Genomic DNA, 13085 nt, shown 5'->3' with positions numbered 1-13085 from the left:
CTCCAATGCTATGGTGCCCGCCCCCCATGGCGCGACTGCTGATCGTCGAGGATCACCCCGAACTCGCCTCCCTCATGGTCGCCGCGGCCGAAAGCCGCGGCCATGAGGCCACGGCCGTCCATACCGGCGAGGCCGCGCTGGCCCTCTTGCGCCCGGCGGTCTTCCATGCCGCGGTGGTGGACCTGCTGCTGCCCGACATGAGGGGCAGCGCCGTGCTCTCCGCGCTCCGGGACCACGCCATCCCCGCCGTCGCCGTCAGCGGCGTCTTCAAGGGGGACCGTTTCGCCCGCGAGGCCACCGAGGTCCACGGCGCGCGCGCCTTCTTCGAGAAGCCCTTCGAGCTGCTGCAACTGCTGGAGTCCGTCGAGCAGCTCTGCGGCCTCACCCGGCCCCTGACTCCCGCCGCTTCCGACGACGACGACGAGGTGGTCGTCTTCGAGGACGCCGCGCTGCTGGACATGGAGGACGAGCCCGTCTTCACCTCTTCCGAGGACGAGCCCATCTTCAGTCCGCCTCCCGAGGAGCACCCGCAGGAGGAGCACGCCCCCGTGGTCGAGGGGCTCGTGCTCGTCGAGGAGGCCCAGGATCCGATGGGGGGTGAGGCCCCGGCCGAGGCCGCGCCCGTCCCGGAGACCGAGCCCGCCCCCCAGGATGGCGCTCCGCCCGAGCAGGAGCCCACTTTCGGCCAGGGCGCCCCCGTCACCCTCAAGACGGAGGACCTGGAGGAGCTCGAGGACCTGGAGGAGCTCGCGTCGGACAGCGAGACGCCGACCATGGCGATCTCCTCCGAGGAGCTCCAGGCGCTGGATGCACTCGCCCAGCAGATAGAGGAGGCGCCAGCCCCCCCTCCCGCCGATGACGAGCTCAAGGCGCTGGAGGCACTCGAGCCCACCGCCGAGGCGGCGAACCCCCTCTCCGCCGACGACGCGTTCCAGGCCCTGGAGGCACTCTCGGCCACCGAGGAGCCGTCAGCACCGGCCGCGGCCCAGGAGCCGTCCTTGGACCCCGAGCCCGGGCTCGCCCTGCCCTTCGGCGAGCGCGAGAAGGTGTGGACCAAGCCGGCCGCGTCCAGCACCGGCCGCCGTCCTCCGCCGGAGTGGTCGCTCTCGGGAGACCTGAAGAACACCAGCGTCCCCCGGCTGCTCAACGCCTACTACGAGGCACGCCACAGCGGAGAGCTGAAGCTCAAGCAGGGCTCCGTCCTGAAGGTCGTCTATTTCGAGGCGGGCCGCCCGGTGTACGCGGCCTCCAACCTCGCCCACGAGCGCTTCGCCCGCTTCTGCGTGCGCCGCGGCGTGCTGCCGGAAGCGAAGCTGCAGGAGGTGGTCACGCTCGCCCGCGAGCAGAACCTCCGCTCCAGCGAGGCGATGATGCGCCTGGGCCTGCTGGACGCGCGCAAGCACGCACAGCTCATCGAGGAGCAGGTGAAGGAGATCCTCTGGTCCACCTTCTCGTGGACCGAGGGCGCCTACGGCTTCAGCCCCACCCGGCCGCCCCGCGCGGGCCTGGTGAAGCTGTCGGTGTTCCCCGGAGATCTCATCATCGAGGGCGTCCTGCGCTCCGAGCCGCTGGAGACGCTGCGCCAGCACATGCCGCGCTCGCGCCGGCTCTTCCCCTCGGCGGCCCCGCCCTACGGCCTGCACGAGCTGAAGCTGAAGGGGCCGCAGGCGCTGCTGCTGGCCTACACGGATGGCAGCAAGACGGTGGCGGATCTGCTGACCATCACGGAGCTGCCCGAGCGCGGCGTGCTGGCCACGCTGCGGGGCCTGGAGCTGATCGGCGTGCTGGAGGAGCGGCGCGACGAGCCGGGCCCCAGCAACCGCAGCCGCATCAGCTTCGGCCTGTAGGGCGCCGGCGGCGCACGGCCGCCACCAGCGCCCCGAGCGCGAACAGCACCGGGCCCGGACCCGAGCCGGAGCAGCCACAGCCGGAGTCCGGCACCTGGATTCCCGGGTCATCTCGCAGGGAGATGACCTCGTTGCCCAGCCGGGCCTCGCCCTCCATGCGTCGCTCGCCCACCAGGTGCGGACGCGCCACGTAGGTGAGCGTCCCGGTGCCCTCGCCCGGCAGCGTCAGCCCCGTCACGGTGAGGGCCTCCGACTCCCAGGTGGCCACCAGGGGCTGGCCGTCGAACTTCGCGCTGCCCTCCACGTACGTCAGGCCCTCCAGGCTCTCCCTGTAGCTCACGCCCGTCACTCCGCACGCGGTGGTGTTGTGGAGCTCCACGGAGACGCCGACGAGCCCCGTCTCCGAGGCGGCGGGCAACTCGGTGCGGCGGCGCACCCTCACGAAAGGCTCCACGGTGATGGGCACCGTGACCAGGTGGGAGCTCTCGTTGTCCGGGCCCGCGCTCGCCGTCACCCGCATCACCAGGGACTTGCCCACCAGCGCGTCCAACCCGGTGTCTTGCGTGACCAGCGACACCGTGGAACCCGACAGCACGCGCTGTTCGAGCGGTGGCCCCCCATCCTGCTCCCAGGTGACATCCGGCGTCTGGCAGGTGCCCGGCGGGAAGGTCTGGGTCAGCGTGACGCGGGCCTGCTCTCCACACCGCGCAACCAGGGCTGTCGGCTCCGGCAGCGGCTCCAGCCCCGTGTCCACCCGGGGGGTCGCGATCTCCTGAGCGAACACCGGGGAGCGCTGGCCCGCATCGTCCTCCATCACGCCCTTCAACCGCAGGTCCCGGCCACACCCCTGCTCCAGGGGGATCTCCCACGTCCAGGGGAGGGTCACCGTCTTCGGCGGTGTCAGCTCGCGGCCATCCAAACGCTCGAGCCAGAGATCGGCGCGCAGTCCACGGGACTCGGGGCAGTTGAGGTCCGATTCCACGTTCACGAGCAGCTCGTCCGAGGGCGGAGGGCCCACGTCGACCTCGAACAGGAGCACTCCCGCGTCAAAGGCCGTCAACTCGGTGGGCCCCACGCGCACGGTGAAGTCCCTGGCGCTGGAGAGGCCCCCCTCGTCCGTCACACGGAGCCGGAAGTCGAAGCTCCCGGCCTCCAGCGAACAGTTCAGCGCCGGAGGCTTGATCACGGCGGTGCCCCCAGCCTGCTCCAGCGAGGGAACCCCCGAGCCCGAGAACAGCGGCTCCCATTCCGGACGAATCCTGCAACCCGCGGCCGTCGTGCCATCACCGGACACCCGCAGCGTCAACGCGGACCCACCCGGGCTCAACTCGCTCACGGGCCCGCTGTCCGGGACCGTGCCACCATCGTCGAACACCACCGGGGGCATCTCCGGTGGCCGCGTGTGCTTCACGGACACGTGGACGGTCTCGTACGCCTCATGCGCGGCCAGGCCATCCGCGGCGGAGACCGTGAAGCTCCCCAGACTCCGGTTCGTGCAGGTGGCGGAGGTGGTGACGTCCCAGACGACGGGGTCTCCCGCCCGCCACCCGGCGTCTGGCACCACCGTCCACCCTGGACCGCTCGGCGGGGTGGCCGTCACGAGCACCGGATCTCCATCCGGATCCTCCGCCGCGAAGGTGAACCGGTAGCCCGCGCCCTCGTCGAGCATCACCGAGGTCTCCGTTCCGGCATCCACGGCCGCGCCCGGAGCCGTCACCGAGATCTCCGGACCCGCGTCGTTGGTGTAGATGAAGATGTTGTCCTTCTCTGGCTGGGCGGCGGTGAGGACGCAGGAGCTTCGCCCCCGTGCAGACCACCTGGTTCAGGGGAGCCTTCGTGATGCTCTCCGGGACGCTCCTGACCCGCCAGACGGTCCCCGCCTTCGTGTCCGAGAGCATGGGCACCGGGCTCACCACCTGGGAGCCGCCGTCCGCCAGCACCACGATGGCCATGCCGAACCCCACTCCGGCGTCGCCCCCGGCGCCCACGTTCATGGACACGTCGCTCACGGGCCCCTCCAACGTCTGGACCGGTTTGATCGGATCCAGGGACACCGAAATGGACCCCTGCAGCATCGCTCCCGACTGCGTGCCCACCACGGCATAGGGAAAGGGAGTCGCCGCGTCTCCGGCGGAGAACACATCCATCGTCTGCACGATGCCCAGCGTCGTGCCAGTCTGGGCCTGGGTTTCCGCCCGGGTGGTATCGCTCAGATTGATCCATACGACGGCCGCTTCGGACGACGTGGTGCCGAAGAGCGCATAGCCCGTGTCGCCCACCTGCCCCACCCCGAGCACGCCGGTGAGGTCGGGAATTCTCACGCTATCCCCCATCGGAGAGAGGGTGCCGGCATCGTAGATGCTGTCCCCCGACACGTAGGGCTCCCGGGTGGTGCTGGAAGACGCCACCGCGGCGGCTCCACCACCCGGCGCGTACATCACCCGCTCCACGCTGCCCCCTTCCGCGATGATGGGGGCGCCAAACGGGAAGGGGCACCTGCCCCCATCCGCCGTGCTGTCGGTACGCACGCCGCCGAAATCCCTGTTGACCGTGATGAAGCAGTCATCGGACGGCTGGTAGTAGGTGCCGGCGGAGGGATGGCCCGTATGGATCTGCCGCGCCACGCCCCCATCCACGAACAGGTACGCCCCTTGTGCGTACCCCACCGAGAAGCGCCCCGGCCCCCACGCCTCGAGGACGTCGTTGGGAGCCTCCTTCATGGGCACGCCCGTGCGCCAGTCGGCATGCGCGCTGGCGGCCACCATCATCACCAGTCCCGCCACCGCGCACAGGCCGAGGAGCCGCACGCGCACGGCCCACCTAGTACGCCAGCTCCGCCCGAAGATAGAGCCTGTCGGACCCATCATTTGCCTCCTCCGGCAAGCCCGTCCCGGTGAACCCCAACAGCGTATAACCCGCGGCCACCCGCAGCCTCTCGTCCACCCGCCAGGCCACCTCGCCCCGTAGCGAATGCAACGATTCGTTCTCGGGCGCCACCGACCGCCTCGCCGCCTCCAGCGCGACTTCCAGACCGCCCACCACCCGCACCGACGGACGCACCGAACCGGTGAAGACCCATATCGCCACATCGTCGCGGTTGCTGCGGCCCGCGTGCAACCCCGCCGCGAGTGCGAAACGGTCTCCCAGCCGCACCGCCGGTAGCAGTGAAATGATCTGCTGGCCACGTTCCCCGAAGACGGAGCGCTCGCCGGGCAGCAGCTCGTAGGTGAGGCCGTAGCGCGCCACCAGCAGGAAGGGACCGGGCCGCCAGGCGAGCGCCGCGTAGCCCTCCATCAACCGGGCCTCGGCCGCCCGGCTCTCCCGCTCGTAGGTGCGGCCGTAGTTCATCCGCCCCGAGAGCGACAGGTCCTCGCGCAGCACCGCCTCCGTGGCGAGGCTCAGCACCGCCTGGATGCGATCCACCGGCCCCGTCGCGCCGCGCGGGGGAGTCCCACGCTCGAAGCGCAGCTCCATGCGCCCATCGGCCCGGAAGCGCTCCAACAGGAGCTGCCCGGAGAGGCTCGCCACATCGCGCCGCAGGGAGCCCGGCAGCTCCAGGGGGTGACGCAGGCCCCGCTCGTAGCGGGCACCCACGTTCAACGCGCCGAAGACGGTCTGCTGGAAACCCACCGCCCGCGACAGGCGCACGGCATTGGCGTCGTGCGAGGCCACGTCCTCCACGAAGAGGCGCGCTCCATCCCCCAGCTCCGTGCTCGCCCCGCTCACCGCGCGGACGGCGCCGAAGTCCGGCCCGTCCACGTCCACCGAGTGGCTGCCGTAGTAGACGTCCTGGCCCCGGCGCCACGTGCCCTGCACCCAGGCCAGCGGCCCCAACCGGGGCCCCCAGCCACCCCGCACGCCCACCATCCCCTCCTCGCCCACCTTCACGTCCACGCCCGCCGAGGAGAAGCTGTCATCCACGCTGCCCGGCCCCGTGCCACGCCGCATCACCGCCTGACGGTGGCCGGCCGACACGCTCAACCAGTCGGTCACCACGAAGTGGCCCCGCAGCCCCACGGACGTGCGCCCTCCCTCGAGCAGCTCCCCCTCGCCGGGCGCCTCGCTGGCGCGCAGGAGCGCGTCCCGGAGATTCAGCTCCACGCCCCAGCGCTCCTGGGTGTAGCCAACCCCCACGCCCAGCGTCCGCGCCTCCAACAGGCCCTCCCCGAAGGGCCGCCGCGGATCCACCGAGAGCCGATCATCCCCGAGCAGCGTGAGCCGCCAGGGCCCCAGCGGCTGCACGGCGCGCAGGGAGAGCTGGCGGAAGGCCCGGGTGTCCGCGTGCGTCCCATCGGAGAAGCCCGCGGTGCGCCGGCGGAAGGACGCGTCCACGGAGCCCGTACCGAAGAGGCCCGGCCCGCGCAGGCGCAGTCCCACGGCATCCCCGCCGCCCGGCGTGCCCTCCTCGTCCGGCCGCAGGAAGGTGAGGCCGCCATCATCCGAGACGCCGAACCTCTCCGGCCTCATCGCCGAGCCCCGGCTCCGGGCCACCTCGGCCATGAGCGTGTACCCGCCCAGCGTGGTGCGCGCGTGCCCGGAGAGCAGCAGGAAGGGAGCCCCCTCGCGCTGCTCGCGCACGGCGGACACGGACACCCGCCCGCCCCGCCACTCCGCCCACGCCTCGCCTCCCGCCGAGTCCGCCGGAGAGCCAGTCTCCAGCGCGGCGTACTGCACGGTGAGGACGGGCTCCGGTGCCGCGGTGAGGGGATCCGCGCGCAGCAACGGCTCGCCCGCGATGAGGGACAGCGGGCGCGCGAGCAGGATGCGGCCCGCCGAGTAGTCGATCTCGTAGTCCCGGCCCCGGATGAGATGGCGCTCGGCGAGCGGCAGCCCGGTGAGGCCGTCCCGCAGCTCCACGCGCAGCAGCTCCGAGCCCTCCGCCACCGGCGACGAGCCCAGGTAGTAGAGGCTGCCGCCGGTACCGCGCAGCTCCTCGTACGCGGGCAGGGCGGAGAGCGAGCGCGTCGGGTCCGCCAACCCTCCGGCGAAGGCCTTCACGCCCGCGCGCAGCCGTCCCAGCTCCGCCGCCAGCTCCGCGAAGGGGCCGAACAGCGGCCGGTGGTAGCGGCCCACCTCCCCTTCCGCCTGATACGCCCGGTACGTCCCCAGCCCCATCCGGCCGAAACGGTCGTGACGCACCTCCAGCCGCAGCCGGCTCTCGGTGGTGTTGGGCGTGAGCCCCACGGAGGCGTCTCCCCACTCGGCGATGGCCATGTCTGGATCCGGCACCCGGTCCAGCCGCGGGATGCGGGGGCGCAGCCAGTCCGCCGCCGGGCGCGCACGCAGGCCGTCCACGTCGGTGTCCCGCAAATCCAACTCGCCCGACAGCGAGAAGGGCCCCAGGCGCGCCTCCCCATGGGCCGCGCCACGCCCCCGCAACCGGAAGTCACCCGTGAAGGGCGAGAGCGTGGCCTCCACGTCCAGCAACCCCACCGCGAAGGGCCGGGGCACCGCCTCCAGTTGGATCGTCACCGTCTGCGCGGGCTCGCCGGGCGGCTGCACCTGCAGCGCCACCAGGTTGCGGCCCGGTGCGAGCACCAGCGGCACCAGCACGGCCCCCTCCGGCCCCACCGTCACCTCGCCCCGCGGCGAGCGCACGCGCGTGCCCACGGGGAACTCGGCCATCACCGAGGAGGGGCCACTCGCCGGTGGCTCGTCCTTGTTTCCCGGCAGCCGCAGCACGCCCGCCGACTCCGGCTCGCGAGGGATGACGAGCAGGCTGCTCTCGCGCGACACCACGTCGATGCGCTGGCGGAAGAGACGCAGCGGCGCCTCCGTCCCAAGGACGGTGATGGACAGCACGTTCTCCCCGGGCACGAGCCGGACGCGCGCACGCCAATCTCCGCGCTCGTCCACCTCCGCCGGGACGCCGCCCACCGTCACCTCATCCTCCGGCGAGGCATGCCCCGCCACGAGGAAGTCCACCCCGCCCGGCACCACCGCCGCCGAGGGAGGCGTCGTGTCATAGGCGACCGCCAGCGAGGACGTGGGCTCGGCCAGCGTGCGCACCGCGAAGTCCTGGAGCACCACGGCGGCCCACGGCACCTCCACCGTGACGGCCTCGGGGGTGGCCTCGCTGTCGGGCGGCAGCGTGCGCGCATCCACCTTCAGCCGCTGCCGGCCGGGCCGCAGGTGCACACCGCCCGTCACCTCCGGCGTGCGCGCGTCCACCTCGGCGAAGTGGTAGCGGCCCCGCGCGTCCGTGCGCACCTCACGGCCCGTGGCCAGCACCAGCCGGACATCCGCCAGGCCCGGCTCCCCGGGGGCGCACCGGCCATCCCCGTCCAGGTCCCGGCACACACGCCCGGCGATGGCCGCCGCCAGCTCCGGAGACTCCGCCCTCGCGAGCTGCGCGAGCGCCGCGCCCGGCAGCAGGAAGAAGCACCATGCCCAGGCCGCCCACCTCACGGCCGCACCTCGGTGAGCGCGGTGACGCCGGTGGCCACGTCCGCCACGGACACGCTCACCGGCCCGTCATGCGTCACCACGAAGCTGCCGCGCCCCTCCTTCACCTCCACCGCGCTCCGCTGACCGGCGGACAGCGCCACGTGGGCCTCGCGGCCCTCCAGCACCCGGCCCGACGCGTCCTCCATCCAGAACGTGACGCGCGCGCCCTCCACCTTCAACCGCACGTTCACCGCCACGGGGGGCGCCAACTGAACCGGCTGCTCCGCCCTGGCGGGGACAAGGGCCGGCTCGAGGGGGAACACCGGCCCGCCCTCGGCCACCACGTCCACCGTCTGGCGAAGGCCGGGCCACAGGCCGTGCACCACCTCCACCCGGCCCGGACGCAGGGGGCCGAGCACCACCGTGCCGTCCTCGCCCGTCACCCGCTCCTCGCCGCCCACGCGCAGCGGCTGTCCCGGCACCGGCAGGCCCGCGAGGTCCGTCACGCCCGCGGACAGCACGCCCCCCTCCGCCCAGACACGCAGGCGCGCGGGCTCCGTGCCCACCGGGCCATACGCGAGCACCTCCACCGCCGTCCCACCCGGCGTGCCGCCCGGCGGCAGCGTCCAGGCACCGCGGAACACGCCCGGGGCCTCCTCGCGAGGCGGGCTGAACGTGCCCACCGGCGAGCGGAGCACCACCACCGCCCCGGGCCTCGGCTGGCCAAAGGCATCACGCGTGGTGGCGGTGACGGCCACCGTGGAGCCCAGGTGTACCACCGGCTCGGCCAGCGACAGGGCGGCGCTCGCCACCGGGCCCTGCACGAGCCGCAGCGGCAGCTCCTCGCGCGAGCTGGTGCCTCGCTCCGGCCAGGTGGCCACCAACCGCTCGGGCTCCGCGGACGCGGTGGCCGGAGCGGTGTAGATCCACTCGAGCAGGCCGCCCTCGGCGCGCCTCGGCCCGCTCAGGGCGCCACCGCGGACCGAGGCCGTCACCCGCGCGTCCTGCACCGGCCGGCCATAGGCGTCACTGGTGGCGCACAGCATGCGCGCCCGGGAGACGCCGTCCGCCGGGAGCCGCTGCGGGTTGAGGACACACGCCAACCCATCCGTGGGCGGCAGTGCCAGGTCCGCCCGAGAGCGCCGCACGTTGCCCGCCGGGTCCACCGCGCGCACCTGCCCGACGTTGTGACCGGGAGGGACGATGACCGGCAGCCGGAAGCGCCCATCCGGCGCGGCCTTCACCGGCCCGAAGGTCGTCCCGGCGATGGTGACGGAGAGATTCGCGTTGGGCTCGGTGCGGCCCGGCAGCTCCACGGAGGCGGCGAGCGGCACCAGCACCTTGCCGTAGGCGCCGTAGATGGACTGCGGGTGGGGCCAGGCCGAGAGGGCCACCAGGATGGCCACTTCCGGATAGCGCGTGTCCGGCAGCACATAACGGGCCCGCCAGGTACCGGGCCCGGTGCGCTCGAGCTCCTCCACCCGCCCCACGTTGGCCCGAAGCACGGGGGGAGCGCCGGTGTCATCCGGCGTGCCGTCCGGCTGGAGCATCCTCACCGTGAGCCGTGCCTCCTTGTCCCGCCCCTTCACGGGCGCGGGCGGCTCCACCTCGAGCGACACCTGGGTGGCCGGCGGGCCCAGCACGTACCGGGCCTCGGCCTTCAGTCCCGCCCCCTCGGCGGTCACCCGCACCTCCCGCGCTCCCGGCTCCGGCACGACGATGAACGTCCGCAGCGGAGCCTGCTCGGGCCCTGGCTTCAGCCGGGCCCCGCTCGCCGACACGGAGAGCCCCTGCGCCGCCACGGGCGCACCCGTGTCATCCCGCCGCACCAGGGCGATGGGGAACCCATCGGGTGGTACGGGCGCGGACGGACCCAGGATGTCGAGTGTGTCCGCCGAGGCCGCCGAGGCGACGAGCAGCAGCACTGGAAGGAAACAGTTCAGAGCGTCGGTAATTTATCAGCGTCCATGCCGCGCCCGAAATTCTATCGCCGCGAGGCAGCGTGGCGCCGCGCCCGGACAGCGCCCCTGCCACGGAGCAGCAACGCGGAGAGCATCCAAATCCCCAGCAGGGCCACCGGGCCGCCCGCCGCGCCGCAGCCCACGCGCGGGGAGCCCTCGCCGGGCACGGCCCCGTGACCGTCCGGCACCCCGTCGGAGCCCTCCGAGCCACCGCCAGGCACGAGCTGCCCCTCGTACCCGCTCGGCACGAAGTACCGCGTGAAGACGGCCTTCCCGCTCATGGCGTCCAACCCGGCGGGGACGAGCTGGCCGTAGCGGAACTCCGTGTCCTGAGAGGGCCCGTCCTTCAACCCGACGTCGCACGTCATCTCCCCATAGAGACGCACCCGGAAGGCACTGCCGGGCCCACCCGCCACCTGGGCGGACAGCGCGCGCCGGCCCTGCAGCGGCACCTTGCGGGCCACGCGCGTGACGTCCTCATGGAGCTCATCGGGCCCCACCTGCAGGCCCGCCCCCAGCCACACCCAACCCGCGGTGGCCGGCGACGCCTCGAAACCGTTGTCCACGCAGAGCACGCCGGTGCCCGTGCCCTCGACGTCGGTGGAGACCACCTCCGGGGCGCCCTCGGAGCGGCTCACCACCAGCGAGCCCAACAACGACCGCCCCCCGGGCGAGGCGCACACGGCGGCGGCATCCTTGATGGGAGAGCGCGTGCACTCGCTCGGCAGGCGGAAGACGTAGGCGTACACGTTGAGATCGCCGTTCTGCCGCACCGTCCACACCACCCGCACCAGCCCGTCCGGCCCCATGCTGATGTCGCTGAGCGTCTCGCTCTCCGGCGTCTCGGTGAGGCGGTAGTACGTCTGCGTGCGCAGGTCGTACAGCACGACATCGAAATTGGGCGTCGCGCTGGACGCCTCCCGCCGCTCGAAGGCGATGAGCGGACCGCTCACGTTGGGATGGGTGTCCACGCCCGCGAGCGCCAGGCGGTGCACCTCGCCCCCGCCCACCGGCTGCCAGGCGATGTCCGACTCCGGCACGCCCTCGACGAGCGAGCGCGTCACGTACACCACCACCTCGCCGTTGGTGTCCGGCAGGGACTCCTCGCCCTCGGGCCCGGTGAGCTGGGAGACCTCGTAGCCCCCCTCGACTTCGCGGGCCGCCCAGAGGTCACACCCGTCGAGGCTGGTGGCGCATTTGATCCACGCCACCGCCTTGCCCTCCGCGCTGACGGCGGGCGTGCGATCCTCGTTCGTGTCCTCGGACAACCGGGTGAGCGCGAGCGTGTCCAGGCGGTAGGCGAAGATCTCCGGCGGCAGGGACTCGGCGGTGTAGCCCAGCTCCTGCCAGGCCACCGTCTGGCCGCCAATGGTGGCCGAGCGCCGCTCCACCCCGGCACGCGGGGCGAGCTCCACCGCACGGCTGCCCGCCCCCACGTCGAAGCGGAAGACGCGGCTGGCGTTGGTGGTGCGGGTGAAGACGAGCGTGTTGCCGCTGAGGTCCGCCAGGGAGTCGAAGCCCCCCTCGGTGGGGATGGCCTGGTCCTCGCCCGTGAGCAGATGGTGGTAGCGGATTTCGCTGCTGAAGAGGCTGCTCTGGTGGGTGTAGGCGACCAGCGCCCCGCTCACGTGGGGATCCCTCTGGTCCCCCGGCCCGTTGTTGACCACCTGCGACTTGCCCGTCAGCGGCGCCGCGCTCTGGCCCAGCGCCAGCGTGGGAACCAGACACAGGAAGGTGGTGATCGTTCGCAACATCGTGGCGGACCTCGGTGGCACATCGGGGGAGACAGACGCATCCCTCCGCGACCAAGGACGATCCCGGGCTCAGCCCCCCAAGCGCCACGAGCAGCGCCAGTTCCCACGGCAACCACGGCCGGCCAGGCTTCAGGCCCCACGGCTTTGCGCACCCGGGCTTTCACCCGGGATTGCCCTTGGTACAGAAGAGACGATTCTCGGGCCGTGAGAGGCTGCAAACCCGAGGCCAGACGGCCGGACGCCGAGGCGCTCGTCTGCCAGCCTGCCGTCAGGGGGCCTTGGACCCTGGGTCATCCCATATGCCTGGGTCCACTTTGACCGAGGGAGGGGTGGTGTCCAGGGTGAGGTCGCGCTTTTCCTCGTGTTGCAGGCCGCCCACGGAGACGACCCCCACCTGGACGGAGTTCGGACCTTCCTGGAGAGACAGGACCTGGGAGAAGCGACCCTCCTCGTCGGTGGAGACGATCCGACCCCCCACCACCACCCGATTGCCGGGGTCCGTCTGCCCGGAGACGACGACCTTGCGCCGAGGCTGGGCGGGCCAGTTCACCTTGAGGAGGAGGCTGGTGGGAATGGGGGTGGGCTCCGTGGGGGCGCGGCCGGGACGGATGATGGACTGCTGGCCGGCGCGGACGATGACGACCTTGCGCTGACCGCTGAAGGCGACCTCGCCCACGAGGGTGGCCAGGGCGACGGTGCCCGCGCCGTTGTTGTTCATGGTGAAGGTACCGTTCTCGGTGCGGGCCAGGGCGTCGCTGCCGGCGGCCTTCATCTCGAACGTCTGGCCAGCGCCCATCTTGACGCGGGCCGTCGTCATACCGTTGTCGAGCAGGATGCGGGTGAGCTCGTGGGTGAGCGCCTCCACGGACACCTCGGCGCCGGACTCCATGCGGATCTCCACGGCCTCGCCGCCGATGATGACGGCGTAGGCGCCTTCCCGGGTGCGCACCGCGTCCGAGGGGTGCAGGGCCTCGCCCACGCTGGCCGTGCGCCACGCGCCGCCGCCCCGTCGCACCTCCACCGTGCCGCGGATCTCCTCCAGCTTGAGCCTCCATCGAGCGCGTCTCCGGCGGGGCCTCGGGGGGCGGGGCCTCCTGCTGGGGCGGAGGGACGGCCGGAGGCGGAGGGGCGGGAGG

The 13085-nt window shown here is 72.7% G+C and carries 7 protein-coding genes and 1 riboswitch; of the genes, 1 reads left to right on the top strand and 6 read right to left on the bottom strand.

Features of this window, described 5'->3' with window-relative positions; all coding sequences use genetic code 11:
* Positions 1–26 precede the first annotated feature (26 nt).
* On the top strand, positions 27–1847 hold the full coding sequence (locus ACN28I_RS01645; RefSeq protein ID WP_420940421.1) for a DUF4388 domain-containing protein: 1821 nt from the start codon (positions 27–29) through the stop codon (positions 1845–1847).
* Here ACN28I_RS01645 and ACN28I_RS01640 read toward each other — a convergent pair.
* From ACN28I_RS01640 to ACN28I_RS01615, 6 genes are all read right to left on the bottom strand, one after another.
* Entirely contained in the window at positions 1831–2004 is a 174-nt protein-coding gene (locus ACN28I_RS01640) for an MYXO-CTERM sorting domain-containing protein (RefSeq protein WP_420948544.1), read from the bottom strand. The two genes, ACN28I_RS01645 and ACN28I_RS01640, sit on opposite strands and share 17 nt — an antisense overlap.
* Before the next feature lie 1279 nt (positions 2005–3283).
* Entirely contained in the window at positions 3284–4660 is a 1377-nt protein-coding gene (locus tag ACN28I_RS01635; protein ID WP_420940420.1) for a hypothetical protein, read from the bottom strand.
* Positions 4661–4667: 7 nt separating this feature from the next.
* Positions 4668–8255, bottom strand: a complete 3588-nt coding sequence (locus ACN28I_RS01630) for a flagellar motor protein (protein WP_420940419.1) — start codon at positions 8253–8255, stop codon at positions 4668–4670.
* Positions 8252–10156 carry a hypothetical protein gene (locus ACN28I_RS01625; RefSeq protein WP_420948543.1) on the bottom strand — a complete coding sequence of 635 codons (1905 nt, stop codon included), beginning with the start codon at positions 10154–10156 and terminating at the stop codon, positions 8252–8254. The genes ACN28I_RS01630 and ACN28I_RS01625 overlap by 4 nt, the downstream gene beginning before the upstream one ends.
* Positions 10157–10218: 62 nt before the next feature.
* Complete coding sequence (locus ACN28I_RS01620; RefSeq protein WP_420940418.1) at positions 10219–11949, bottom strand: hypothetical protein; 1731 nt, start codon at positions 11947–11949, stop codon at positions 10219–10221.
* A 104-nt stretch (positions 11950–12053) separates the two neighbouring features.
* A riboswitch (cyclic di-GMP riboswitch) is annotated at positions 12054–12134 on the bottom strand.
* A gap of 83 nt (positions 12135–12217) precedes the next feature.
* Complete coding sequence (locus tag ACN28I_RS01615) at positions 12218–12970, bottom strand: hypothetical protein (protein WP_420940417.1); 753 nt, start codon at positions 12968–12970, stop codon at positions 12218–12220.
* Positions 12971–13085: the final 115 nt, after the last annotated feature.

Source organism: Archangium gephyra, from assembly GCF_049060025.1.
Lineage (GTDB): Bacteria > Myxococcota > Myxococcia > Myxococcales > Myxococcaceae > Archangium > Archangium gephyra_A.
Note: the sequence above shows the minus strand (reverse complement) of the source record. Positions and strands in the feature narration are given on the sequence as shown.

What these genes read in the sequence shown, in the direction of transcription:
- ACN28I_RS01645 (WP_420940421.1), top strand. Translation starts at nt 27, where the DNA reads ATGGCGCGACTGCTGATCGTCGAGGATCACCCCGAACTCGCCTCCCTC.
- ACN28I_RS01640 (WP_420948544.1), bottom strand. Translation starts at nt 2,004, where the DNA reads ATGGAGGGCGAGGCCCGGCTGGGCAACGAGGTCATCTCCCTGCGAGAT.
- ACN28I_RS01620 (WP_420940418.1), bottom strand. Translation starts at nt 11,949, where the DNA reads ATGTTGCGAACGATCACCACCTTCCTGTGTCTGGTTCCCACGCTGGCG.